We start from the raw sequence: 23,941 nt of genomic DNA, 5'->3' as shown, positions 1-23,941 counted from the left end.
TAATTCGTCCGCGGCGTAGGTGCGGGTGTGTCCACCGAGCCGACGCTGCCGTTCGCTGACGGACCCGAACCGATCGGCGGGTTCGTCGATCCGGTGCTCGTGGACCCGACTCCGTCGCTGTTGACGGCGGTCGTCGAGGCGTACCGCGCGGCGGCGCCGGAGGTCGTCGAGCCGTCCGTCCAGACGCTGCGAGCCGAGGCGTCGGGTGGTGATTCACCGGCCGCGACGGAGGCTCCCGCCGCAACGGGAGACCGCCCCGACCGGTCGGACGCGCTCTCCTCGTCGCTCCCGGCGCTCGCCGTTCTCGCGAGCGACCGCGCGGTCGACGCCGTCACCGACGGATTCCGACCCGCGAGCAGGCTCGCGGCGCTCGCGGAGACGGGCGCGGTGGAGCTCCTGACGCTGACGGAGCCGCAGCCGAACGCGGCGCTCGTCGGTCGGGAAACGGGGTCCGTGCTCGTCGCCGGCGGATACCGAGACGGCGTCGATGCGAGCGCCGACTCGCCGGCGAGGTGGTGTCGCGTGGGCGACGATCCGGCGCTCCGGGAACGCTACGTTCCGCTCGTCGAATCGGCCGAGGAGCGCCGCCTGCGAACGCCGAGCCGCCGGCGGATGCACGAGTCGGTCCGGGAGCGCTGCGGCGTCGCCGTCGCGGACGACGTGGTCCGGGCGATCGACCCCGGAGCCGTCGAGGGCGACGGTGTCGCGGGCGCCGCGGACGCCGCGATCGAACCCGACGGGCCGGACCTGGCCGACGCGCGGCGTCGCGCGTACGTCGTCGGCGTCCGCCACGGCGCGCTCGACCGCGACCTGCGTCGCGCCTGCGAGGAGGCCGGCCTCGGGAGCTCGGCGACGTTCACGCGGATCAAACGGGAACTCCGGGAGGCGGGACTGCTCGCGACGGAGTCGGTCCCGCAGCCGGTCGGCCGACCCCGTGAGCGGCTGGTCGCTCGCGGCGCGCTCGCCGACGCCGACGGTCCGAGCGAGGCCGTCGCCGCGGCGCTGGACGCGGTCGAATAACTGATGAAATGAATAAAACGGATGCGGCGCGGCGGTGACCGGTCTCAGTCGTCCTTCGTCTTGATGTCGGCCGAGAGCCCCTGCGCCATCTCGATCTCCTTCGAGTTGTTCAGGGTCCACGCGGTGCGGTCGGTGACCGCCTCGATGGCCTCTCGGGCGGAGGGGTAGCCGTTGCCGGACTTCTTGACGCCGCCGAAGGGGAGCTGGACCTCGGCGCCGATACAGGGGAGGTTCCCGTACGCCAGCCCGATCTCGGCGCGGTCGCGGTAGTAGTTGATCTGCCGGTAGTCCTCGGAGACGATCGCGCCGGCGAGCCCGTACTCGGTGTCGTTTTGGATCTCGACCGCGCGCTCTATGTCGCCGTCGTACTCGAGGAGGGCGACGTGCGGTCCGAACACCTCCTCGTGGGTACACCGGAGGTCTTCGTCGGGGTCGGCCTCGTAGACGAACGGCCCGATCCAGTGGCCCTCCTCGTGGCCGTCGGGGATCTCGTCGGCGTCGAGGTCGGTGCGGTCGACGAGGACGTTCACGCCCTCATCGCGGGCGAGCTGGTTGTACTCGGCGACCTTCTCGTGGTGCTCCGCCTCGATGAGCGGCCCCATGAACGTGTCCTCCTGGAGCGGGTCGCCGACGGCGACGCTCTCGGCGACCTCGACGAACCGCTCTTTGAACTCGTCGTACACGTCGGTATGGACGATCAGGCGCTCGGAGGAGACGCAGCGCTGGCCGGTGGTCTTGAACGAGGACATCACCGCGGAGTGGACCGCGACGTCGAGGTCCGCCTCCTCCGTGACCACGATCGCGTTCTTGCCGCCCATCTCGCAGGCGGCGCGCTTGCCGGCGACGCCGCCGAGCTTGTCCTGGATCAGGTGGCCGACCTCGGCGGAGCCGGTGAAGATGACCGTCTCGACGTCGTCGTTCTCGACGATCGCGTTGCCGGCGTCGCCGAACCCCTGTACCATGTTGAACACGCCGTCGGGGATCCCGGCGTCGTCGAACATCTCCGCGATGATCTGCGCGCACCACGGGGTCTGCTCGGCCGGCTTGAAGACGACGGTGTTCCCCTCCACCAGCGCGATGGCCATGTGCCAGTAGGGGATGGCGACGGGGAAGTTCCACGGGGTGATACAGCCGGTGACGCCGCGGGGTTTCCGCCGCATGTACGCGTCCTTCGACGGGATCTCCGAGGGGACGATGTCGCCCGACGGGTGGCGGGCGTCGCCCGCGGCCCACTCGACCATGTGCGCGGCCTCGACCACGTCGGCTTTCCCCTCGCTGATCTCCTTCCCGCACTCCTTGGTGACGACCTCGCCCAGTTCGTCGGTTCGCTCGCGCAGCTCGTGGTACACGTCCCAGAGGTACTCTGCGCGCTGGATCCGGGACAGCTCGCGCCACTCGTCGAACGCCTCGTCCGCCGCGTCGACCGCGCGGTCGACGTCCTCGGGGGCGCCGCGCCGGAACTCGCCGAGGGACTCCCCGGTCGCCGGGTTCTCGCTCTCGAACGTCTCCGAGCCCTCGCCCGAGACCCACTCTCCGTCGATGTAGTGTTGATACGGTTGCGCCATGGGCGGTCGTTTCCGCCGCCACGTTCAAATATCCCACCCGACCATGGTCGGCAGAGCCTTTGTGATGCGGTACCATTGAAACGGTACTAATGGCAACGACCGACGCGAACGGGGCGGAGGAGTGGGCCGGGACTCGACTGACGCTCGACCTGTGGCATCCGAACTGCTGGGCGATCGACGCGACGAGCAGCACCGACGGCGGCGTCCTCGCGCACGCCATCTACAACTCGCCGCGGACCGACGCCGACGCGCCGAACTCGGTGAACGGCCTGTTCACCGCGTTCGCCGACACGAACGAGGAGGTCGAGGAACTGCTCGACGCGATCCGCGACTCCGACCGCGCGGGCAACCTCCTCGAACTGAAGGAGCGATTCGGACGCGCGCGGGACGCGCCGGGCAACGTCGTCCGCGAGTTCTTCCTGGAGTACGACCCGGCCGACATGGTGTGTCCGACGCTGCTCGAACACGGCTTCGTTCACAGCGCGCCGGTCCGGATCGAGGACGGCCGCGAGGAGTGGCAGGTGTGTTTCGTCGGCGAGCGCACCGACATCCGGGAGTCGCTCGACGGCGTTCAGGCGGACTCCGGCGCCGAAGTGACCGTGGAGTCGATGTCGTCGTCGGGGTACGCGGGGCGCACGCCCCGCGAGCAGCGGCTCGACACGCTGACGACGACCCAGCGCGAGGTGTACGAACACGCCCGCGAGGCCGGGTACTACGAGTGGCCCCGCGAGGCGTCGACCCGCGAGCTCGCCGAGGAGCTGAGCGTCTCGAAGACGACGCTGCTGGAACACCTCCGGAAGGCGGAGTCGAAGCTGTTGGACCCGTAGCTCGGGCAGACGCTCGCCCGATTCCCGAAGCCCGCTCGGTTCCCGAGGGCCGCTCAGTTTTTGAGGGCCGCTCAGTTCCCGACGATCGCCCGCAGCGCGAACAGCGCGTTCGACTTGCGTTCCCGGATCCGCCGGTAGAAGTAGGAGAACCACTTGGAGCCGTACGGGATGTACTGGTACACCTCCGCGTCGGTGTCGGGGTCGGCCGCGAGCTCGAACTGCGCCGACTCCCGGACGCCGGTCAGCATCTGCACCTCGTAGGGGGTCCCGTGGTCGGCGTACAGCTCCGTCGCGTACTCGATTATCGCCGGGTCGTGGCTCCCGACGGCGACGCCGCCGTCGAACGCCCCGAACATGTACGCGAGGCAGTCGCGGTACGACTCGTCGACGCGGGCCTTCTTTTTATATGACAGCTCGGCGGGTTCGTCGTACGCGCCCTTGACCAGCCGGACCTTCCCGGGGAGGTCGGCGAGCCGTTCGAGGTCGTCCCGAGTCCGCTTCAGGTTCGCCTGCACGCAGACGCCGACGTTGCCGTCCGTCTCGACCGCGTGTCGCTCGAAGGCGTCGAGCGTCACGTCCGTGGTCTCGTGGTCCTCCATATCGATCCAGACGAACGTGCCGCTCTCGTCGCCGTCGGAGCCGTCGTCGCCGTCGGTCGCCGTCGGGGCGTTGGCCGCCTCGACGATGCGCGCGAGGTTCTCCTCGAAGACGCGGTCGCCGACGTCGAGCCCGATCTGGCTCGATTTCACCGAGACGCAGGCGTCGACGTCGCGTTCCGCGATCGCCTCGACGAGGTCGACGTACGCGTCGGCGTCGGCGTCGGCGGGGGGTCGCTCCTCGTAGTGTTCCCCGAGCAGGTTCAGGATGCCGGCCACGCCGCGGTCGTTGAGCCCCTCGACGTGGGCGAGCGCCGCCTCGGGAGTCTCCCCGGCGACAAAGTTACTCGCGATGGGCGGAATCATGTGCAGACAGCGGATCTCCACCCGTATATATGGGCACCCGACCAATTGTTGTGAGGTCCTTGAAAACGAATAAAACGCCGTGACGGACCGCGCGGCGGCCGAGGGGAACATCTGCGGCCGGCCCGACCATGGACGGGCCGGGGTTAAGATACCCGGATGGCAACTGAAATATCAGGTCACATATGTCACGAGATACCACGGACGTGGCGGACCGGCGTACGCTGCTGAAACTGACCGGCGGTGCGGGGCTCCTCGCCCTGTCGGGCTGTCTGAGCACGACCGACGACGGCGGGGACGGGAGCGACGGCTCCGACGGAGGCGACGGCGATGACGGGAGCGACGGCGACGACGGCTCCGACGGCTCCGACGGCTCCGACGGCGACGACGGCGGGGAGTCGATGGATCCGTACGAGATCGGGATGGTCGACTCGCTGACGGGGTCGCTGTCGGCGTTCGGCGAGCGGAACCAGCGCGGCGCCGAGATGGCCTTGAGCCGCGTCAACGACGTCGGCATCGACGGGCGAGAGCTCTCGCTGGCCGTCGAGGACTCCGAGAGCGAGAACCAGGGCGGGATCGCCGCCGCACAGAAGCTCGTCAACCAGGACGGCGTCCCGTTCCTCATCGGCGCGGTCGGCTCGGGCGTCTCGCTCGCCATCTACGAGAGCGTCGTCGAGGGGGCCGACGTCGTCCAATTGAGCCAGAACTCCACCGGCCTCAGCCTCACCGACTTCCCGGGACTGCTCCGGATGTCGCCGTCCGGTCGCAGCCAGTCGCTGGCGCTGTCGAACATCATCGCCGACGACGGGTACGACGAGGTCGCGGTCACCTACGTCAACAACGATTACGGGCAGAGCCTCACCGACGCGTTCGTGAACGCGTACGACGGCGACGTCGTCTACAACAACCCCCACGACCAGGAACAGCAGTCGTACTCCAGCGTCATCTCGGAGATGAACGGCTCCGGCGCGGACGCGTGGCTGTTCATCACGTATCAGGCCGAGTTCGCGACGATGGTCAACGAGGCGTTCTCCTCCGGGTACGAGGCGCAGTTCTACGGCGCCGACTCCGTCTCCGGCGACAGCGTCCTCGAGAACACGCCCGAGGGGAGCATGAACGGCATGAAGATCGTCGTTCCCTCCGCGCCGATCGAGGAGGAGAACTACCAGGAGTTCGCGTCCGCCTTCGAGTCGGAATACGGCCAACAGCCGACGTCGTGGGCGTCGTACGCCTTCGACTGCGTCATCAACGCCGCGCTCGCGATCCAGGCGGCCGACGAGTTCACCGGCGCGGCGCTCCAAGAGACCGTCCGGCGCGTCTCCGGCCCCGAGGGCGAGACGGTGACGTCGTTCGCGGCCGCGAGCGAGATCCTCGCGAACGGCGGCGGGCCGGACGACGTCGACTATCAGGGGGTCAGCGGCCCCATCGACTTCAACGAGGACGGGGACCCGGTCGGCTTCCTGCAGGTCCTCGAGGTCCAAGACCACGCGTACGAAGGCATCGACTTCGTCGAAGGCTAATCCCGACCCATGACCGTCCTCGGATACCTGGCCAACGGGCTGGTGTTCAGCAGCATCATCGTCCTCGGGAGCATCGGGCTGTCGCTCGTGTACAGCATCGCCGACTTCGCGAACTTCGCGCACGGCGACACGATGACCATCGGCGCGTACGCGGCGCTCGTGACGTTCGGCGCCGTCGGCGGGCTCGGCGGCGCGGTGCTCGGGCTCCCGTTCGGCTTCTTCTTCGCGCTCGTCGTCGGGATCGCCGCGGCCGCGGTCGTGGCGGTCGCCACCGAGAAGCTGATCTACGAGCCGCTCGACATCGACTCGATCGGCCTGCTGATCACGTCGATCGGGATCGCGTTCATCTACCGCGCGCTGATCCAGATCCGGTTCGGGTCTGACTTCACGCGGTTCGACATCCGGGCGCAGCGACCGATCGAGTCGCTGGTGCCGTACGGCGTCCGGGTGACGCTCCACGACGTCGCGATCGTCGGCTCGGCGGTGGTGCTCGTCGTCGGGCTCCACGTGCTGCTCCAGTACACCGACCTCGGCCGGAAGATGCGCGCGATGGCCGATAATCCCGACCTCGCGCGGGTCAGCGGGATCCGAACGAAGCGAGTCAAGCTCTGGACGTGGGTCATCGGCGCCGGCCTCGCCGGCGCGGGCGGCGTGTTCCTCGGGCTGTTCAACCAACTCGCGCCGCGGATGGGGTTCAACCTCCTCCTGGTCATCTTCGCCGCGGTGATCCTCGGCGGGATCGGCTCAGTCTACGGCGCGATGGCGGGCGGCTTCCTCATCGGCATGATAAACCAGCTAACGCCGTTCTTCTCCACCGTCGTCGAAGCGCTCCCGATCTGGCCGGGGTGGCTCGCGGCGGCGCTGGAGAGCCTGATTAGCATCGAGTACGCGAACGCCATCGCGTTCGTGATCATGGTCGCGGTGCTGCTCGTCCGGCCGAACGGTATCGCCGGGGAGGCGGCCACATGAGCGCCCTCACCGATCCGAAGGGGGCGATCGCGGAGCTGACCCGCCCGGAGGGGTGGGTGCTCGGCGTCAGCGTCGCGTTCCTGCTGTTCCTGCTCGCCGCGCTGCTCACGGGCGCGCTCGGGCCGACCTACTTCCTGTTCCTCGTCGGACTGGCGGGAATGTACGCGCTGCTGTCGTTCGGGCTGAACGCCCAGTGGGGGTTCACCGGCCTGATCAACTTCAGCGTCGCCGCGTTCTTCGGGATCGGCGCGTACGGCTCCGCGCTGATGACCGCGAGCGGCTCGCCGATCGCGGGCGGGTTCAACCCGCTCGTCGGACTCGCGGTCGCGCTCGTCGTCGCGCTCGCGCTCGCGCTGCTGATCGGGATCCCGACGCTCCGGCTCCGGGCCGACTACCTCGCCATCGCGTCGCTCGGGCTCGCGGAGGTCATGCGGCTGATCGTGCTCAACGAGCGGTGGCTGACGAACGGCAGTGCGGGAGTCCGCGGGATCCCGGGGTTCTTCAAGGGCTGGCCCGTGCTGTCGACGTTCCCGGAGGCGATGCCTGGGCTCCGCCTCGAGATCGTTCCGGGATCGCCCATCTTCCTCGAGGCCTCGTTCTGGCAGGCCCTGCTGAACGTCCTGTTGGTGCTCGCGTTCGCGGGGGCGGTGTACGTAATCCTCCGGCGCGCGCACCGGTCGCCGTGGGGGCGCGTGCTCCGCACGATCCGATCCGACGAGGACCTCGCGCGGGCGCTGGGGAAGAACACGTACTCGTTCAAGATGCAGTCGTTCGTCCTCGGCAGCCTGATCATGGCGCTGGCGGGCGTGTTCTACACGCACCTGAACCTGTACGTCGGCCCGGGCGACCTGGACCCGATCACGACGTTCTACGCGTGGGTCGCCGTGATCTTAGGCGGCAGCGGCTCCAACCGCGGGGCGCTGTTCGGCGGGGTCGTGATCGTCACCATCCGCGAGGGGACGCGCTTCCTGAACGACGTGGCGCTCCCGATCGACCCCGCGCCGCTGCGGCTGCTGCTGATCGGGGTCGTGATCGTCGCCGTCATGCGCTACCGGCCGCAGGGAATCCTGCCGCCGCAGCGCGAGCTGATCTGGCCGAGCGCGGTCGACGGAGGCGGGGCGCCCGAGCCGCCGGACAGCGGCGTCCGGGAGCGCAAGGGAGGTGGGGGCGATGAGTGAGGGCGCCCTCCCCAAGGACGACGCCGTCCTCCGGGTCGACGACCTCCAGAAGTCGTTCGGCGGGCTCGCGGCGACCGACCACGCGACGTTCGCCGTCGAGCGCGGCACGATCACCGGGCTCATCGGCCCGAACGGCGCCGGAAAGTCGACGCTGTTCAACCTCATCTCCGGCTTCTACGAGCCGGACGGCGGGACCGTGGAAGTGAACGGGACCGACGTGACCGGCATGGAGCCGTACCAGGTCGCCGAACACGGGCTCATCCGGACGTTCCAGACCCCGCGCAAGCTGGAGGGGATGACGGTCCGCGAGGCGATGCTGGTCGGCCCGCGGAACCAGCCCGGCGAGTCGTTTCTCAGGCTGTTCGCCTCGCCCGGCTCGGTCGGCGAGAGCGAGTCGGCGAACCTCGCCGACGCGGAGCGGATCCTCGAGGAGTTCGAGATCGACCACCTCGCGGCGCAGCCCGCGACCGACATCTCCGGCGGCCAGATGAAGCTCGTCGAGCTCGCACGCGCGATGCTCGCCGAGCCGGAGGTCCTCCTGCTCGACGAGCCTGTGGCGGGGGTGAACCCGACGCTCGCGAAGAAGCTGAAGTCGCAGATCCGTAGGCTCAACGATCAGGGGACGACGTTCCTGCTCATCGAACACGACATGGAGTTCGTGATGGACCTGGCGGACCCGATCGTCGTCCTCGATCAGGGGCACGTCCTCACCGAGGGGACGCCGGACGGGGTCCGCGGCGACGACCGCGTCATCGACGCGTACCTCGGAGGCGGCGCATGAGCGACGACACCATCGGCCCCGCGGAGGGGGCTCACGGCGGAACCGGGCCCGCGGAAGCGGCCCGCGACGGAACCGATCCCGTGCTCTCGCTGTCGAACGTCGACAGCGGGTACGGCGAAGTGCAGGTGCTCGACGACTGCTCGATCCGGCTCGATCCGGGCGAGATCGTCTGTCTCGTCGGTCCGAACGGGGCCGGGAAGTCGACCGTCCTCAAGACGGCCTTCGGCATGCTGACCCCGTGGGTCGGAAGCGTCGAGTACCACGGCCGCGACATCGGCGGGATGGCGCCCGAGGAGATCGTCCGCGAGGGGATCGGCTACGTCCCGCAGACCGACAACGTGTTCGGCTCGCTGACGATCGACGAGAACCTCCGCATGGGCGGCGTCGCCCGCGACGGCGGGCTCGACGAGGTGATCGCGACGCTGTACGACCGCTTCCCGATCATCGACGAGAAGCGGAACGCGAAGGCGCGGACCCTCTCGGGCGGCCAGCGGCAGGTGCTCGCGTTCGCCCGGGCCTTGGTGATGGAGCCCGACGTGCTCCTCATCGACGAGCCGTCCGCGGGGCTCGCGCCGAACACCGCAGACGACGTGTTCGAGGACGTCCAGGAGGTCAACGACATGGACACGGCGATCCTCATGGTCGAGCAGAACGTGACGAAGGGGCTCGGCATCTCGGACCGCGGCTACGTCCTCGACCAGGGGACCGTCCGGTTCGAGGGCACCCCGGAGGAGCTGTTGAGCGACGACGAGGTCTCGCAGCTGTACCTGGGCGGCTGAACTCCGTCCGGCCTCGTCCCTACGTCGTCCGCTTCTCCAGCTCCCCTTTCAGCTCCGCGGCGTCGAAGTCGTGGTCCGGACGGATCGCGACGAAGTCGAGGAACTGACGGGCGGCGAGCAGCTCGTCGGTCGAGTAGCTCTCGAGCGCGGCGTCTATCGCGTCCGGCGCGCCGATCAGGGGTTCCAGCGCGGCGAGCGCGCTCGCGAGGTCGTACGACCGCGCCGACTCGCGGCCCTCCTCGCTCACGCTCGTCGCGTCGATGACGTACAGGTCGCAGTCCCGCACGAGGACGTTCTCCGCCCGGAGGTCGCCGTGGGCGAGCCCGGCGTCGTGGATCGTCCGGAGCGTCGCGAACAGCTCGGGCGCCAGCCCGGCGACGGCCTCGCGATCGAGCTCGTCGAGCGTCCGGAACTCGGGGAGGTACTCCAGGACGAGGACGCCGAGGTCGCCGACCTCCAGCGCCTCGATCGGCTCCGGGGCGTTGACTCCGAGCTCCCTGACCTCTCGGGTCGCCTCCAGCTCGTGGCGAGCCATCTCGTAGGGGGTCTCGTAGCGCTCGAAGAACCCCTCGGTGCCGGCGGAGACGGCGCCGAGGTTCCGCCCGGTGGTGAACAGCGTGTGGACGAGCGTGTTCTGCTTCGTGATCACCTTCACGAACAGGTCGTCGTCGAGGACCATCGGCGTCGATAGCCAGTTGTCGGCGTCGAGGAACCGGACCCGCATCTCCTCGCGGTCGTACCGGTCCGCCAGCTCTCGGGCGACCCGCTCGATGTCGGGCCAGTCCACGCGACCGCGTACGAGCCGGCGGAGCTCCATGTCAGGACCGAACGCGACGGCGACGCTTAAATCACGTCCTCGGGCGGGATCGCCGCGCGAGCGTCTCGGAGCCGCGGCGGTTCAGGGAGGGGTCCCCGACGCTGACCGCGTCGGGACCGAGGCGGGCCGCTCGGTCGTGGAACAAGTCGTACGGCCGGCACGGGCGCTCGGGAGTCGGCCCGCCGAAGGAGACCGATGGCGGAGAACGGGGACGGTCGAAGCGCCCGCGATCGATCACGGTCGTTCGCATCGTTTATGCCGACGGGTCGCAATTCTTGCCTATGGACTTCGAGCTGCCCGCGGAACACCGGATGATACGCGACACGGTCCGGGAGTTCTGCGAGGAGGAGATCCGGCCGATCGCCCAGGAGATCGAAGACGAGCACCGGTTCCCCGACGAGGTGTTCGCCGACCTGAACGACCTCGACATGATGGGCGTGCCCGTGAGCGAGGAGTACGGCGGGCTCGGCGGCGACCAGCTCATGTACGCCCTCGTCACCGAGGAGATCGGCCGCGTCTCCGGCGGGATCGGCCTCTCGTACGCCGCGCACACCTCTCTCGGCGCGAAGCCGATCGAACTGTTCGGGACGCCGAAACAGAAGGAGGAGTGGCTCCGCCCGCTCGCCGAGGGCGGCGAGATCGGCGCCTGGGCGCTCACGGAGCCCGGGAGCGGCTCCGACGCCTCCGACATGGACACGACCGCCGAGTTCGACGCGGACGCGGGGGAGTACGTGTTGAACGGGACGAAGCAGTTCATCACGAACGCCAACGTGGCCAACAGCGTGCTGGTGAAGGCCGTCACCGACCCGGGCGCCGGCTACGACGGCATCTCGACGTTCATCGTCGACCCGGAGAACGACGACGGCTTCGAGATCACGACGGTCTGGGACAAGATGGGACTTAATTCCTCGCCGACCTGCGAGATACAACTGGACGACGTGCGGATCCCCGAGGACCGCCTGCTCGGGGAGGAGGGAGACGGCTGGACGCAGACGATGAAGACGCTCGACGGCGGCCGGATCTCCATCGCGGCGCTGTCGGTCGGGCTCGCGCAGGGCGCCTACGAGGCCGCGAAGGAGTACGCCGGCGAGCGCGAGCAGTTCGGGAAACCGATCGCGAAGTTCGACGCCATCCGGGACAAGGTCGTCCACATGCACCGCCAGACGGAACGCGCCCGGCTGCTCACGCACAAGGCCGCCGCGAGGTACGACGCCGGCGAGTCCGTCACCCGGGAGTCGGCGCTGGCGAAGCTCGACGCCAGCGAGGCCGCCCGCGAGGTCGCCGAGGAGGCGGTCCAGACGCTCGGCGGGTACGGTTACACCACCGACTTCGCGCCCCAGCGCTTCTACCGCGACGCGAAGCTGATGGAGATCGGCGAGGGGACCAGCGAGATACAGCACGTCGTGCTCGGGCGCGAACTCGGCCTGTAGGTCGCGGTCTCGTGGTCCGCGGGCGTCGGGCGCGACCGGTTCGCGCGTTCACTTCGGCCCGTTCACTTCCGCGCGACGATCCGAAGCACGTCCTCGTCCGCCAGCTCGTGGCTCTTCCCGACCTGTTGGTCGTCGTGTTTCGCGCTCTCGCCGGAGACGCGAGCGAACTTGAACCGCTCCTCGAACTCCCCGCCGATCTTCTGGCAGGCGTCGCCGACCGTGTCGCCCTCGAACAGGATCAGGGGCTCCTCGTAGTCGACGCCGCGACCGGGCTTGTCCATGTAGATCCGGATGAGCCCGAGCTCCTTCCAGAGCCGGTCTTTGAGCCCGTCGAGCCCGAGCTCCTTCTCGGCGGAAATAAAGAGCACGTCGTCGGGGTCGAGGTCGCGCTCGCGGAGCTCCGATTTGACGGTCGGGAGGTAGCTCTTGTCGATGAGGTCGGCCTTGTTCACCGTCACCATCGACGGGAGGTACTCCCGGTTGTCCATCACCGCGTCGATGAGCTCGTCGATGGTCAGGTCGTGGGGGATCGTCACCTTGGCGTTGACGTAGCCGTACTCGCGGAGCACCTGCTTGACGGTCCCCTCGTCGAGGCTCACGTCGTCGCTCATCGTCACTCCGATCCCGTCCTTGTGGGTCTTCCGGATGTTGATGTTCGGCGGCTCCGTGTCGAGGCGGATGTTGGTGGCGTACAGCTCCTCGCGGAGGCGGTCGTACTGCTCGATCTCGAACACCGAGAGCATGAACACCACGAGGTCGGCGGTCCGGACGACCGAGAGGACCTCCTTCCCGCCCCCGCGGCCGCCCGCCGCGCCCTCGATCAGCCCCGGGACGTCGAGGATCTGGATGTTCGCGCCGCGGTACTGTAGCATGCCGGGGTTGACGTCGAGCGTCGTGAACTCGTAGGATCCGACCTCGCTGTCGGCGTTGGTGAGGGCGTTGATGAGGGTGGACTTCCCCACGCTCGGGAACCCGACGAGCGCGACCGTGGCGTCGCCGTGCTTCTCGACCGCGTACCCGTGGCCACCGCCGGCGGAGGACTGGTTCTCCAGCTTCTCCTTCTTCTCCGCGAGCTTCGCCTTCAGGCGCCCGATGTGGGCCTCCGTGGCCTTGTTGTAGGGCGTGTTGGCGATCTCCTCGCGGAGGTCCTCAATCTCCTCTTCCAGTCCCATTGGCGTACAGTCGGCCGTTCGGCTCGTTAAAGGTGTTCCTTCGGCCCGCCTGGGGATCCGACCGCGAACCCGACGCCACCCCGGACCGTGCGAACCCGCCACGATCGTGTCGACGCTTCGACACGGTTATATCCGCGACGTGCGACGAGTCTCGCACGTCGAATGCCCGACCCGTCGAGCCTCCGTGACAGCACCCAGATCGTCCTCCCGTGTCACGCCCTCGAGGGCCTCGGAGAGCGGCTCCGGGAGCGGTTCACCGTGACCGTCGTCGAGGCCGACGGCTACTACCGGATCATCGGTAGCCCCGTCGAAATCAAGGCCGCGAGCGACTTCCTCGCCCGGAACGGCGTCGCGGTCGCGTAGCGCGTCTCCCCGCTGCGGGGCGTGCCCGTGGTCGACGCGAGACGATCGGACGGCCGTGGTCGAAACGAGACGATCGAACGGAAAACGAGGAGCGGAACCGTACTCAGCCGACGACGCCGACGAGGAGCAGGACCGCGATGAGGACGAGGAAGACGAGTCCGGCGGCGAACGAGCCCGCCGCGACGCCGTGTGCGTTGCCGAGCCCGCGCCCCCGGGCACTGAAATAGGCGCCCAGGAAGACGAACCCGGTCACCAGCAGTCCGACCGCGGCGTACGTGACGCCGAGGAGGCTCCCCGAGAGCCCCTCCGGGAGTCCGAAGTCGCCGACCGCCAGCAGGGCGAGTCCGCCCACGCCGACCGCGATGGCGACGAACGCGACGGCCCAGACGACCGGTTTCTGCGAGACGTCCCGGAGCGCCCCGACGACCGCGGCGTATCTGTCGGGCGACGCGTCGGTTCCGGGCGCCGTTCGCTGCGCGCCGACCTTCGCGACGGCGAGGAATGTGGCCGCGACGAGCAGCCCCATTAGTGCCGTGCTCAAGAGCGTGAGTGAGACCATGGTGGGTTTCGTTATTAGGCGGTCCGTTCGCGTGTACAAATAGCCTTCGTATACACGCCCGGGACGACGTGCCGGAACCGCTCGGTCAGGCGCGGATCGACCCGCCGTCACCCTGCGATGTCGACGTCGTCAGGGCGGCTCGGTCGGGCGCGCGAGCTGGCTCTTCCGGTCACGCTACACAAGAGCTAAGTGTGCCATCGCCAAGGGAGAAACAAGAGCAGACAGACGAACATGATAGATCCAATTATCCTGCAACAGGGGAGCGACTGGCGCGCGCAGGCGGAGGTCTTCGACGAGATCTTCTTCGTCTTCCTCGCGCTCGGTACGCTCGTCGGTACGATCGTCGTCGCGTACACGCTGTGGAACGTGTACAAGTACCGCGACGACGGGGGCGAACCGAAAGAGGGCTTCGACGCGCCGACGGTCGGCGAGCTCCCGACGGGACAGGGCGGTCCGAAGGCGAAGAAGCTCTTCCTCTCGTTCGGACTGAGCGCGATCGTCGTCATCAGTCTCGTCGTGTACGCGTACGGGATCCTCCTCTACGTCGAGGAGGGCCCCGACACCGGCGAGGAGGGCGACATCGAGATCCTCGTCGAGGGGTACCAGTTCGGCTGGGAGTACGAGTATCCGAACGGCCACACCACGACCGGCGAGATGATCGTGCCGGCCGACCAGCGGATCGACATCGAGGTGACCTCGCGGGACGTGTGGCACAACTTCGGCTCGTCGGAATTACGGATAAAGTCCGACGCTATCCCCGGAGAGACCAACTCCAACTGGTTCTCCGTGAGCTCCGAAGAGGTTGAGGCGCAGGGCGGCGAAGCGACGTTCAGAGTCGAATGCTTCGAGCTGTGCGGCTCCGGACACTCGGCGATGAAGGGCCAGATCACGGTCCTCCCGCAGGACGAGTGGGAGGAGTGGTACGAGGGCACCGAGGGTGACGACTCCGGGAGCGGCAACGAATCCGCCACCGGCAACGAATCCGCCACCGGCAACGATTCCGCCACCGGCAACGAATCCGCCAGCATCGACGACGCCGTCAGCGTGAGCGGCGCCGTCGCCGGAGGTGTTCCCGTATGAGCGAGCTCCCGCCGACGACTTCGGTCAAGCGCTGGCTCGTGACGACGAATCACAAGGACGTCGGGATTCTGTACACGATCACGGCGCTGTTCTTCCTGCTGTTCGGCGGCGTGCTGGCGCTTCTGATCCGCGTTCAGCTCTGGGACCCGGCGAACCAGGTCCTCTCCGGACTCGCGTACAACGAGGCGGTAACGGCCCACGGGCTGATAATGGTGTTCTGGTTCCTCTCGCCGTTCGCCTTCGGCTTCGCGAACTACTTCGTCCCGCTACAGATCGGCGCCGACGACTTGGCGTTCCCGCGGCTGAACGCGCTCTCGTACTGGATGTACGTCTTCTCCGGCGTACTGCTGGGGATCAGCTTCTTCCAAGGCGGCACGCTGAGCGCCGGTTGGACGATGTACGCCCCGCTCAATATCCCGATGTACACGCCGAGCATCGGGTCGACGGGGGCGGTCCTCGCGCTCGCGGTGTTCATCATCGGAGTCACGGCCTCGTCAGTGAACTTCCTCGTGTCGATCCACCACTCGCGTGCCGAGGGGATGGGAATCATGGATATGCCGATGTTCACGTGGAGCATCCTCGCGACCGTCTGGATGATGCTGTTCGCGTTCGCCGCGATGCTCGCCGCAGGGCTTATTCTCGCCTCCGACCGCGTGCTCGGCTCTGTGTACTTCTCGGCGACCGAGGGCGGCTCCCTCCTGTGGGGGCACCTGTTCTGGTTCTTCGGTCACCCGGAGGTGTACATCGTCTTCTTCCCGGCGCTCGGCGTCATGCTGGAGCTGTTCCAGACGTTCTCCGGTCGCCGGCTCGTCGGGCGGAAGTGGGTCATCATCTCCATCTGTCTCATCTCCGTCCAGTCGTTCCTCGTGTGGATGCACCACATGTTCCTCACGACGATCAACCTGGAGATCAAGACGCTGATGATGGCGACCACCATCGGCATCTCGCTCCCCTTCGACCTCGTCGTGTTCTCGCTGATCTACACGCTGATCAAGGGGCGGATCCAGTTCACGACGCCGTTCCTCTTCGCGTTCGGCGCGCTCCTACTCTTCATCCTCGGTGGCATAACGGGGGTGTTCCTCGGCGCCATCGTGCTCGACTACGAGTTCCGCGGCACCTACTGGGTGGTCGCGCACTTCCACTACGTGATGTTCGGTGGGGCGACGGCGCTGTTCGGCGGGGCCTACTACTGGTTCCCGAAGATCACCGGGAAGATGTACGACGAGCTGCTCGGGAAGCTCCACTTCGTGATCTTCTTCGTCAGTTTCAATATGGTGTACTTCTCGATGTTCCTCGGTTGGGAGACCCCGCGCCGCGTCTTCGAGTACAACCCCGAGTTCCAGACGTTCCACCAGATCGGGACGATCGGGGCGTTCATCCTCGGGTTCTCCTTCTTCATCATGTTCTACAACTTCGCGAAGTCCTACGTCGCGGGCGAGCCCGCCGGCGACAACCCGTGGGACTACTCGCGGACCGCCGAGTGGGCGGTCTCCTCGCCGCCGCCGCTTGAGAACTGGCCGAACCGGCCGTCGTACGCGTCCGGTAAGCTCGAGTTCGTGAAGGACTTCGTCCCCGACGGCGGGCCCGCGGTGAAGACCGACGGCGACGGCAACGCCGCGACCGACGGCGGCGACACGCACTCCGACCACATCAAGGAGTACCCGTACTGGGACAAACACCCGAGCCACGCGAGCATCTGGCCGTTCGCCCTCTCGCTGATGACCGCATTCTTCATGTTCGGGCTCTCCGGGTTCGCCGACGCGGTCACGTTCGTCGTCGGCGAGTCGCTCGCGTCGACGAGCGTCGAGATATCGAACGTCGTGTACCCGGTGTTCATCATCGTCGGCCTCGTCGGGATGATCGCCAGCGGCGTGAAGTGGGGGTTAGAGGACTTCTACGCGCCGCCGAGCGAGTTCGCCGAGCGGTGGCCCTTCAACGGCGTCGAGAAGGTGAAGCTGGGGATGTGGTTCTTCCTGGCATCCGACGTGATCGTCTTCGGCGCGTTCCTCTCGGCGGCCATCTTCGTCCGGTACAACGCCGGGTGGATGACGTGGGAGCCGCTGACGGAGTCGCTCCCCGGCCTGATAAACACGTTCGTGCTGATCACCTCATCGTTCACGGTGATCCTGGCGCTCGTCGCGGCCCACCGGAAGAGCCGGAAGGGCCTGCTGGCCTCGCTCGGCGCGACGATCCTGCTCGGGTTCACCTTCCTGGCAATCAAGCTTTGGGAATGGCACCACGAGGTGTTCGACCGCGGCGTGATGATCGGCTCGAACGCCCACGGCGACCCGATCCAAGCGTCGATCTACTACGTCACCACCGGGCTCCACGGCATCCACGTCGTCGGAGGGCTCCTGATCGCCTGCTTCCTGTTCTACAGGGCCTACCAGGGACACTACATGGAGGACGAGCGGCCGATCGAGTACTTCGGCCTCTACTGGCACTTCGTCGACATCGTCTGGGTGTTTATCTTCCCGCTGTTCTACCTCTTCTGAGGCGGCGTTCGCCGCCGCGTTCCGTTTCCGTCGCTCTCGCTTTTCTCGTTCGACCGCGCCCGATAGCCCGCGCCGTACGCCGCGCGGCTCTCACTCGGGGACCGGCTCGGCACACCACTGACAGAAGTCGAACGACGGGTCGGTCTCGCGGCCGCAGTGCGGACACGACATCGCGTCGGGCTCTCCGTCGCGGTCGGCCGTCGGCTGACCGGAGCTGTCGGGCGGTGCCGCGGCCTCCGTTCGCCCGGAGGAGGCTTCCGGCCGGGCCCGCTCCGCGGCCGCCGAGCGTCGCTCGCGTTCGTGATCGCGGTTGTTCCGAAGCGCGAGGACGTACGCGTCGATCACGCTGGCGGCGACGACGAGCAGTGCCGGCGCGACGTCGGCGACCGGCGGCGCGTCGCCGGCGATGAGTCCCTCCACCGCCGCGTCGGGCACGATAACGACGAGCGTCGCGGTCACCGCGACGTACCACCCGAGCGCGCGCCCCCACCGGCGGAGGTACGCGTGTCCGAGGCCGGAGACGACGAGCGCGAGCACGGCCGCGAGCCACGGTCGGCGTCGACTGCGGTCTGTCATGGGGCGACGTTCGCGCGCCGGGACCGTGTAACTGCCCCTCGCTCGGAGCGTTTATGTGGCCGAGACGCCGAGTCGTGATATGTTCGGACTCCCGGCCGGAGAGTTCCTGATCGGGATCGGGTTCGCGCTGTTCGGGGTCGGCACGTGGTTCCTCGGGCTCGGGATCGCGTACCTGCTCTACCGGCGCTGGCGCGGCGACGGGCCGCGCGCGAACCGCGACGACCGAACTCCGGTCGTCGCCTCCGCACGCCGGGTTCCGGTTCGGTCACGCTTTTGAACTCGCTGGACCGAGAGAGGATATGACCGACACGGCGCTCGTCATCGGCGGCACGCGGTTCATCGGGCGACACACCGTCTCCGATCTGCTCGCGAACGGCTACGAGGTGGCGATGCTGAACCGCGGGAACCACGAGAACCCGTTCTCGGACGACGACCGCGTCACGCACGTCGAGGGCGATCGGACGAACGAGCGCGACCTCCGGACGGCGAAGCTCTCCGCGGAGCCCGAAATCGTGATCGACTGCGTCGCCTACCACCCCGGCGACGTGGAGACCGCGGTCGACGTGTTCGCCGACGTCGACGGCTACGTGTACGTCTCGTCGGGCTCGAGCTACGCCGCCGAGGAGATCCCGAAGCGAGAGGGGGAGACGCCGCTGCACCCGTGCTCCCCCGAACAGGCGGCCGACGAGAGCATGGAGACGTACGGCAACCGGAAGGCCGAAGGCGATCGGACCGTGTTCGACGCCGCCGAGGCGGGAGTCAACGCGACCGCGGTCCGCCCTTGTATCGTCTACGGCCCGTACGACTACACGGAGCGGCTCGACTACTGGATCGACCGCGTCCTCTCGCACGACCGCGTGGTCGTCCCGGGCGACGGCCAGAACCTCTGGCACCGCGCGTACGTCGAAGACGTCGCGAGCGCGCTCCGGATCGCCGCCGAGCGCGGCGAGCCGGGCTCGGCCTACAACGTCGGCGACCGGCGAGCGCTCACCCTCGAAGAGACGCTGGAGGCGATCGCCGAGGCCGCCGGGACCGACTGCGAGGTCGTACCCGCGAGCGGGGACGCGCTCGCGGCCGGCGGGCTCGAACCGGACGACTTCACGCTCTACAGGGAGTACCCGCACCTGCTCGACACGTGCGCGCTCGCCGGTCTCGGCTGGGAGTCGACGCCCGTCGACGAGGCGATGGCGCGGACCGTCGCCGAACACCGGGAGACCGACCGAGACGGAAGCGAGTGGGACCCCGGTCGCGAGGCTGAAGAGCGCGTGTTAGGCGTGAAAGAGACGCTGTAGGTCGGCCGGCTCGTCGCGTACCGATCGGTCGATCGCCGCGCGCGGCTCAGTAGGCGGCGTCCCAGCGCGACGGCTTCCGCCGGTTCCCGCAGTCGCCGCACTCCATGCGGTCCATCGTGTCGATGGCGACGTCCGTTCCCTCGCAGTTCCCGCAGAAGTAGCCGTAGCGCCGCTCCCGCTCGGGGTCGGAGTACGCGACGTAGAAGGGGCCCTCGGAGCCGCGCTCGCTCTCGTCGAAGGCGACGTAAACGGTGTCGCCGGTGCCCGTCTCCACGACGCCCTCGGAGATGCCGGTCAGGCGACTGACCTGTTTGCGGTACTCGCGCTCGTCGAACGTCTCCTCGCCGATCTCCACCCGGCGCTCCCCGACGAGCTCGTACCCCTCGGCCTCGTAGAACGCGGTGCCGGCCTCGTTGGCGACGAGCACGCGCGCCTCGATGCGGTCGACGTCCGCCTCCTGGAGCTCCGCCTCGACGCGTTCGAGGAGCGCGGAGCCGAAGCCGGAGCCGCGGTGGTCGGGGTGGACGTGGAGCCAGTCGATCTCCCCGACCCGCTCGCGGCGGCCGACGACGTAGCTCTCGGCGAACCCGACCACGTCCTCGTCAACGACGGCGACGGGACACACGGTCCCCTCGTCGCCGATGTCCGCGACGAGGTCGTCGGGGTCGTACCACTCGTCGACCGCCTCGGCGAGCAGCGCCTCGTCGACCGCGTGCCCGTAGGAGGCGAGCAGTGATTCGCGGGCGACTTCCCGGATCGCGTCGACGTCGGCTGCGGTGGCGTCGCGGAGTTCCATACTGTACCGTTCGCATACGACTACAAAAAACACGGCCGAACGTGTCAGAACTGCCGGGTCGGTACGGTCGTGACTCGGAGCGGAGAGAACGAGCGCGGCGGCTCGACGGGACGGAGCGGAGCAGAAGCGAGCGTGCCGGGGACCGAAGAGACGGCGGGGTTAAGAGATGGAGTAGGTCGCCGCGGCCATCAGCAGCATCGTGAGCGCGAGCGCGAGCGCCATCACGTAGCTGAGCGAGCGGTTCTCCCACCGGAGGTGCTGGAAGTAGGCGACGATGAGGAGCGTCTTGACGGTCGCGATCACCAGCGTCCCGCCGAGCGCCTGGGCGTACGTGAAGTTGAGGAACTCGGCCTCGAAGAGAACGAAGTTCAGCGTCGCCGCGACCAGGAGCGCGACGTAGATCGCTGTGTACAGTTTGAGCGAGTCGTCCGACATTGCTTGAATGAGCGTTCGGCCGCGTGCTTAAAGAATTAACCATCCGACCGGGCGGCGGCGCGTTCGAGGCCCGCACGACCCCGAAACGCCTTTGGCCTCGACGCGCCGACCTCACGGCGATCACTCCCCGAGGCATCACCGTGGACCCGCTCGAACCGACGGACGACCTGCTCGAATCGCTGTACGTGGTCAACAAGGTCGCGAAACAGTTCGCCGACGAGGCGACGGCCGCCTACGACCGCGGCGACGTCACCGAGAGCAACGTCCGTTCCGCCCGGAAAGACGCTCTCTACCGGACGAAGACGGCTGTCCTTTCACGTATCGTCGCCCACGAGGACGCGCACGTCACCGGCGAGTACCACGCGATCAACGGCGACGTCTGGCTGTTCCTCGCGGTCGGCGACTGGCGCTTCCACCAGCCGCCGCGCGCCATCGGCGGCGACCTCGCCGCCGGGGTCGACCTCGCGAACGCGCCCGACGAGCCGATCGACGCCCCCTACGAGCGCGACTCCGCGGTCGAGCGCTCGGACCGGTCTCTCGAAGACGCCCTCACCGGACTGGCGGAGGCCGGCGTCAACGCGAACGACCACCTCGCTCGCCCGACCGTGACGAGCGAGCACGACCGCATCGTCGACGTGCGCTGGTCGTTCCTCCCGTGAGTCCGACGCCGATGCCGGCGATTCGACCTGACCGGTGCTTCCGCTACGGGTGTCGTCGCCGTCGCGCCTCGGAAAAATCGAACGCCTACTGAGGAGCGCGCAGTGCGGCGTTAGCTCTCGACGACTTCGATGCCGCCGAGCATCCCGACCCCCTCGTGGGGCGTACACTTGTACAGCTGGATGCCGGTGTTGTCGAACGACTGCTCGAAGGTCGTCCCCTCCTCGCTGACCGCGCTCCCGCTGTCGAAGTCGGACTCGGACCCCTCTACGGAGGCGACGTTGTGGGCGCCGCCCTCGCCGGTCCACTCCCAGACGACGGTCGTGCTGGAGGTGATCCGGATCGCCGCCGGGTCGAACGCCAGCCCCTCGCCGGCGCCGACGGAGACGGTGACCTGGTCCTGTCCGGTGTAGTCCGCGATGGTGCCGTCGTACATCCGGGCGTCCGCGAGGTAGTCGTCGATCTCGCTCGGGACGTCGTCGCGCGCCTCCCCGGAGCCGCCCGAGTCGCCGCCGTCGGAGCCGTCTCCGCCGTCGGAGCCGTCTCCGCTGTCCCCTCCGCCGCCGGAACAGCCGGCGATCGTTCCGAGGGCGAGCGCGGCTCCGGTTCCGGCGACGTACCGCCGTCTACTCAGCTTATCAGACATCAGCTTAGATACGCCGTCGAGCCTTACAAACCTCTTGATACACACCGGATCGCCGGAACGGCCGCAGGGGTTAAGTAGCCCCTCTGCCGGTCGGCCGGGACCGCGCCGTCGGCGGATTTATTCCCCGCCGGCGCCCTGAACGGGACGTATGCGGGAAGACGAGCTGGCGACCGCCGTGGTCGACCACTACGCGGCCGCCCACGACGACCTCGAGGTCCGGCTGGAGGAGCCGTACGACGCCGAGGGGCGACGCGGCGTGGTCGACGCGTACGTCCGGCTGCGGACGCCCGAGCGGGTCGACCACGTGATCGAACTCAAGGGCGACGCCGCCGTGCGCCGGGCGACCGGCGCGAACGAGGTCCTGCGGCAGTACCGGCGCATGGAGCGGTACTTCCACGCCGACGAACGGCACGCGATCCGACCGAAGCTGGGCCGCACCGAGCCGGGCGCGCGCTATCTCCTCTGTTTCGCGCCCACGCCGACCTGCGTTCACCACGTCGCCACGCACCGGTCGCTGTACGGGTCGGTCGACGTCGCGGCCCGCGTCGACGACGTCCCGGCGGTCCGCACGGTCGCGTTCCTCACCGGACTCGACGGCGATCCCGCCGACCTCGGGATGGTGTCGGTCAACGGCGACGTCCCGTTCGGCTCCGCGGCGTTCCTCGACGCCGTGCCGCGGGACTCGCGGCTCGCGGAGAGCCTCCGGGGCGTCGACGACGACCTCGTCGAGTTCCCGTGACCCCCGCGCGGTGGTGACGGCGGAGGAACGCCGACCGCGGCGCGTGCGACCGAAAGGCGCTTTTCGCCGCGCCGCGACCCTCGACCATGATCACGGTCGCGTTGGCGGGGAAGCCGAACGCCGGGAAGTCCACGTTCTACACGGCCGCGACGATGGCCGACGTCGACGTCGCGAACTACCCGTTCACGACGATCGACGCGAACCGCGGGGTCACGCACGTCCGGACAGAGTGCCCGTGTCTCGACCGCGAGGAGCGGTGCGGCAACGAGAACTGCCGCGACGGGAAGCGGTACGTCCCCGTCGAGCTCCTCGACGTGGCCGGGCTCGTCCCCGGCGCCCACGAGGGGAAGGGGCTCGGAAATCAGTTCCTCGACGAACTGACGAACGCGGACGTCGTGTTGAACGTCGTCGACGCCTCGGGCGCGACGAACGCGGAGGGCGAACCGGTGGCAGTCGGCTCGCACGACCCCCTCGACGACGTGGACTTCGTCGAAGAGGAGATGGACCTGTGGCTCGCGGGCATCGTCGACCGCAACTGGGAGGGCGTCGAGCGCAAGTCGCGCTCGCCCGACTTCGACCTGGAAGCGTCGATCACGGACCTGTTGACCGGGTTCGGCGCGACCGAACACGACGTGACGGCGGTCCTCCGCGGGCTGGAGTACCCGGACGACCCGAAGGCGTGGACCGGCGAGGACCGCGAGGCGCTCGCGCGGGCGACCCGCCGGCGAACCAAGCCGATCGTCGTCGTCGCGAATAAGATCGACGCCGCGCCCGACGGCGCCCTCGACCGGATCCGCGAGGGAACGGACAAGCCCGTCGTTCCGGCGACGGCGGACGGCGAGCTGGGCCTCCGACGCGCGGCCGAGGCGGGCGTCGTCGACTACGACCCGGGCGACGAGGAGTTCGAGATCCTCGACGAGCTCTCAGACGGGCAGCGGGAGGGGCTCGACGCGATCCGCGGCGTGATGGACGAACACGGCGGCACCGGGGTCCAGACCGCGCTGAACGCCGCCGTCTACGACCTGCTCGATCGCATCACCGTCTACCCGGTGCAGGACGCCTCGAAGTGGACGGACGGGACGGGGAACGTCCTCCCCGACGCGTTCCTCCTCCCGTCGGGGGCGACGCCGCCGGACTTGGCGTACGCGGTCCACACCGATATCGGTGAGGGGTACCTCCACGCGGTCGACGCGCGCTCCTCGCGGCGGATCGGCGAGAGCCACGAGCTGAGCGAGGGCGACGTGATACGGATCGTCAGCACGAACTGAGACCGCCGGGGGCCGCCG

The 23,941-nt window shown here is 68.5% G+C and carries 25 protein-coding genes; 16 read left to right on the top strand and 9 right to left on the bottom strand.

Going from position 1 to position 23,941, the window contains the following annotated elements:
* The first annotated feature begins 27 nt into the window (after nt 1-27).
* Nucleotides 28-1,020, top strand: coding sequence for a DUF5821 family protein (locus DJ82_RS09465; RefSeq protein WP_094581665.1), 993 nt, complete (start codon nt 28-30; stop codon nt 1,018-1,020).
* A gap of 44 nt (nt 1,021-1,064) precedes the next feature.
* On the opposite strand, the gene DJ82_RS09460 is transcribed toward DJ82_RS09465, so the two are convergent.
* The gene (locus DJ82_RS09460) at nt 1,065-2,585 is read right to left on the bottom strand and encodes an aldehyde dehydrogenase family protein (protein WP_094527754.1); all 1,521 of its coding nucleotides are present in this window, start codon (nt 2,583-2,585) and stop codon (nt 1,065-1,067) included.
* An 89-nt stretch (nt 2,586-2,674) separates the two neighbouring features.
* On the opposite strand from DJ82_RS09460, the gene DJ82_RS09455 reads away from it, so the two are divergent.
* Nucleotides 2,675-3,412 (top strand): helix-turn-helix domain-containing protein, encoded by a 738-nt coding sequence (locus DJ82_RS09455; RefSeq protein ID WP_094524039.1) that lies wholly within the window; start codon nt 2,675-2,677, stop codon nt 3,410-3,412.
* Nucleotides 3,413-3,483: 71 nt separating this feature from the next.
* Here DJ82_RS09455 and DJ82_RS09450 read toward each other — a convergent pair whose 3' ends face one another.
* Nucleotides 3,484-4,374, bottom strand: coding sequence for a proline dehydrogenase family protein (locus tag DJ82_RS09450; RefSeq protein WP_094557303.1), 891 nt, complete (start codon nt 4,372-4,374; stop codon nt 3,484-3,486).
* A 182-nt stretch (nt 4,375-4,556) separates the two neighbouring features.
* Here DJ82_RS09450 and DJ82_RS09445 point away from each other — a divergent pair, with 182 nt between their 5' ends.
* Genes DJ82_RS09445 through DJ82_RS09425 form a run of 5 tightly spaced genes read left to right on the top strand, consistent with a single transcriptional unit; the run spans nt 4,557 to nt 9,598 of the window.
* Nucleotides 4,557-5,891 carry an ABC transporter substrate-binding protein gene (locus DJ82_RS09445; RefSeq protein ID WP_094581664.1) on the top strand — a complete coding sequence of 445 codons (1,335 nt, stop codon included), beginning with the start codon at nt 4,557-4,559 and terminating at the stop codon, nt 5,889-5,891.
* Between the two features lie 9 nt (nt 5,892-5,900).
* Complete coding sequence (locus DJ82_RS09440; protein WP_094524042.1) at nt 5,901-6,860, top strand: branched-chain amino acid ABC transporter permease; 960 nt, start codon at nt 5,901-5,903, stop codon at nt 6,858-6,860.
* Nucleotides 6,857-8,038 (top strand): branched-chain amino acid ABC transporter permease, encoded by a 1,182-nt coding sequence (locus DJ82_RS09435; RefSeq protein ID WP_094581663.1) that lies wholly within the window; start codon nt 6,857-6,859, stop codon nt 8,036-8,038. Before DJ82_RS09440 ends, DJ82_RS09435 begins: the two co-directional genes overlap by 4 nt.
* Entirely contained in the window at nt 8,031-8,819 is a 789-nt protein-coding gene (locus tag DJ82_RS09430; RefSeq protein WP_094581671.1) for an ABC transporter ATP-binding protein, read from the top strand. Before DJ82_RS09435 ends, DJ82_RS09430 begins: the two co-directional genes overlap by 8 nt.
* Nucleotides 8,816-9,598, top strand: coding sequence for an ABC transporter ATP-binding protein (locus DJ82_RS09425; RefSeq protein ID WP_198948050.1), 783 nt, complete (start codon nt 8,816-8,818; stop codon nt 9,596-9,598). Before DJ82_RS09430 ends, DJ82_RS09425 begins: the two co-directional genes overlap by 4 nt.
* A gap of 19 nt (nt 9,599-9,617) precedes the next feature.
* Here DJ82_RS09425 and DJ82_RS09420 read toward each other — a convergent pair whose 3' ends face one another.
* Nucleotides 9,618-10,415: an RIO1 family regulatory kinase/ATPase gene (locus tag DJ82_RS09420; protein WP_094527750.1), complete on the bottom strand. Its 798-nt coding sequence runs from the start codon at nt 10,413-10,415 to the stop codon at nt 9,618-9,620.
* A 281-nt stretch (nt 10,416-10,696) separates the two neighbouring features.
* Here DJ82_RS09420 and DJ82_RS09410 point away from each other — a divergent pair, with 281 nt between their 5' ends.
* Complete coding sequence (locus tag DJ82_RS09410; protein WP_094581662.1) at nt 10,697-11,845, top strand: acyl-CoA dehydrogenase family protein; 1,149 nt, start codon at nt 10,697-10,699, stop codon at nt 11,843-11,845.
* A gap of 62 nt (nt 11,846-11,907) precedes the next feature.
* Here the strand turns inward: DJ82_RS09410 and DJ82_RS09405 are convergent, their stop codons facing one another.
* On the bottom strand, nt 11,908-13,017 hold the full coding sequence (locus DJ82_RS09405; protein WP_094524048.1) for a GTP-binding protein: 1,110 nt from the start codon (nt 13,015-13,017) through the stop codon (nt 11,908-11,910).
* Between the two features lie 162 nt (nt 13,018-13,179).
* On the opposite strand from DJ82_RS09405, the gene DJ82_RS09400 reads away from it, so the two are divergent.
* A complete protein-coding gene (locus tag DJ82_RS09400) occupies nt 13,180-13,380 on the top strand; it encodes a hypothetical protein (protein ID WP_094524049.1) in 201 nt (66 codons plus the stop codon).
* Between the two features lie 103 nt (nt 13,381-13,483).
* Here DJ82_RS09400 and DJ82_RS09395 read toward each other — a convergent pair whose 3' ends face one another.
* Nucleotides 13,484-13,939, bottom strand: a complete 456-nt coding sequence (locus DJ82_RS09395) for a hypothetical protein (RefSeq protein WP_094581661.1) — start codon at nt 13,937-13,939, stop codon at nt 13,484-13,486.
* Nucleotides 13,940-14,170: 231 nt separating this feature from the next.
* On the opposite strand from DJ82_RS09395, the gene coxB reads away from it, so the two are divergent.
* Both coxB and DJ82_RS09385 read left to right on the top strand, forming a co-directional pair.
* Nucleotides 14,171-15,019: a cytochrome c oxidase subunit II gene (coxB, locus tag DJ82_RS09390; protein ID WP_094581660.1), complete on the top strand. Its 849-nt coding sequence runs from the start codon at nt 14,171-14,173 to the stop codon at nt 15,017-15,019.
* Entirely contained in the window at nt 15,016-17,514 is a 2,499-nt protein-coding gene (locus DJ82_RS09385) for a cbb3-type cytochrome c oxidase subunit I (RefSeq protein WP_094524052.1), read from the top strand. Before coxB ends, DJ82_RS09385 begins: the two co-directional genes overlap by 4 nt.
* Before the next feature lie 90 nt (nt 17,515-17,604).
* On the opposite strand, the gene DJ82_RS09380 is transcribed toward DJ82_RS09385, so the two are convergent.
* Entirely contained in the window at nt 17,605-18,090 is a 486-nt protein-coding gene (locus tag DJ82_RS09380) for a zinc ribbon domain-containing protein (RefSeq protein ID WP_094581659.1), read from the bottom strand.
* 79 nt (nt 18,091-18,169) lie between these two features.
* Between DJ82_RS09380 and DJ82_RS09375 the strand changes: the two genes are divergently transcribed.
* A complete protein-coding gene (locus tag DJ82_RS09375; RefSeq protein ID WP_094581658.1) occupies nt 18,170-18,367 on the top strand; it encodes a hypothetical protein in 198 nt (65 codons plus the stop codon).
* A 22-nt stretch (nt 18,368-18,389) separates the two neighbouring features.
* Complete coding sequence (locus DJ82_RS09370; RefSeq protein ID WP_094557299.1) at nt 18,390-19,382, top strand: NAD-dependent epimerase/dehydratase family protein; 993 nt, start codon at nt 18,390-18,392, stop codon at nt 19,380-19,382.
* A gap of 46 nt (nt 19,383-19,428) precedes the next feature.
* Here the strand turns inward: DJ82_RS09370 and DJ82_RS09365 are convergent, their stop codons facing one another.
* Nucleotides 19,429-20,178, bottom strand: coding sequence for a GNAT family N-acetyltransferase (locus DJ82_RS09365; protein ID WP_094557298.1), 750 nt, complete (start codon nt 20,176-20,178; stop codon nt 19,429-19,431).
* 159 nt (nt 20,179-20,337) lie between these two features.
* Nucleotides 20,338-20,613 (bottom strand): cytochrome C oxidase subunit IV family protein, encoded by a 276-nt coding sequence (locus DJ82_RS09360; protein ID WP_094524056.1) that lies wholly within the window; start codon nt 20,611-20,613, stop codon nt 20,338-20,340.
* Between the two features lie 140 nt (nt 20,614-20,753).
* On the opposite strand from DJ82_RS09360, the gene DJ82_RS09355 reads away from it, so the two are divergent.
* The gene (locus DJ82_RS09355; protein ID WP_094581657.1) at nt 20,754-21,272 is read left to right on the top strand and encodes a hypothetical protein; all 519 of its coding nucleotides are present in this window, start codon (nt 20,754-20,756) and stop codon (nt 21,270-21,272) included.
* A 110-nt stretch (nt 21,273-21,382) separates the two neighbouring features.
* On the opposite strand, the gene DJ82_RS09350 is transcribed toward DJ82_RS09355, so the two are convergent.
* The gene (locus DJ82_RS09350) at nt 21,383-21,916 is read right to left on the bottom strand and encodes a halocyanin domain-containing protein (RefSeq protein ID WP_094581656.1); all 534 of its coding nucleotides are present in this window, start codon (nt 21,914-21,916) and stop codon (nt 21,383-21,385) included.
* Nucleotides 21,917-22,064: 148 nt separating this feature from the next.
* Here DJ82_RS09350 and DJ82_RS09345 point away from each other — a divergent pair, with 148 nt between their 5' ends.
* Both DJ82_RS09345 and DJ82_RS09340 read left to right on the top strand, forming a co-directional pair.
* The gene (locus DJ82_RS09345) at nt 22,065-22,655 is read left to right on the top strand and encodes a hypothetical protein (protein ID WP_094524059.1); all 591 of its coding nucleotides are present in this window, start codon (nt 22,065-22,067) and stop codon (nt 22,653-22,655) included.
* 86 nt (nt 22,656-22,741) lie between these two features.
* Nucleotides 22,742-23,923 carry a redox-regulated ATPase YchF gene (locus tag DJ82_RS09340; protein ID WP_094524060.1) on the top strand — a complete coding sequence of 394 codons (1,182 nt, stop codon included), beginning with the start codon at nt 22,742-22,744 and terminating at the stop codon, nt 23,921-23,923.
* Nucleotides 23,924-23,941: the final 18 nt, after the last annotated feature.

Source organism: Halorubrum sp. Ib24, from assembly GCF_002252745.1.
GTDB lineage: Archaea > Halobacteriota > Halobacteria > Halobacteriales > Haloferacaceae > Halorubrum.
Note: the sequence above shows the minus strand (reverse complement) of the source record. Positions and strands in the feature narration are given on the sequence as shown.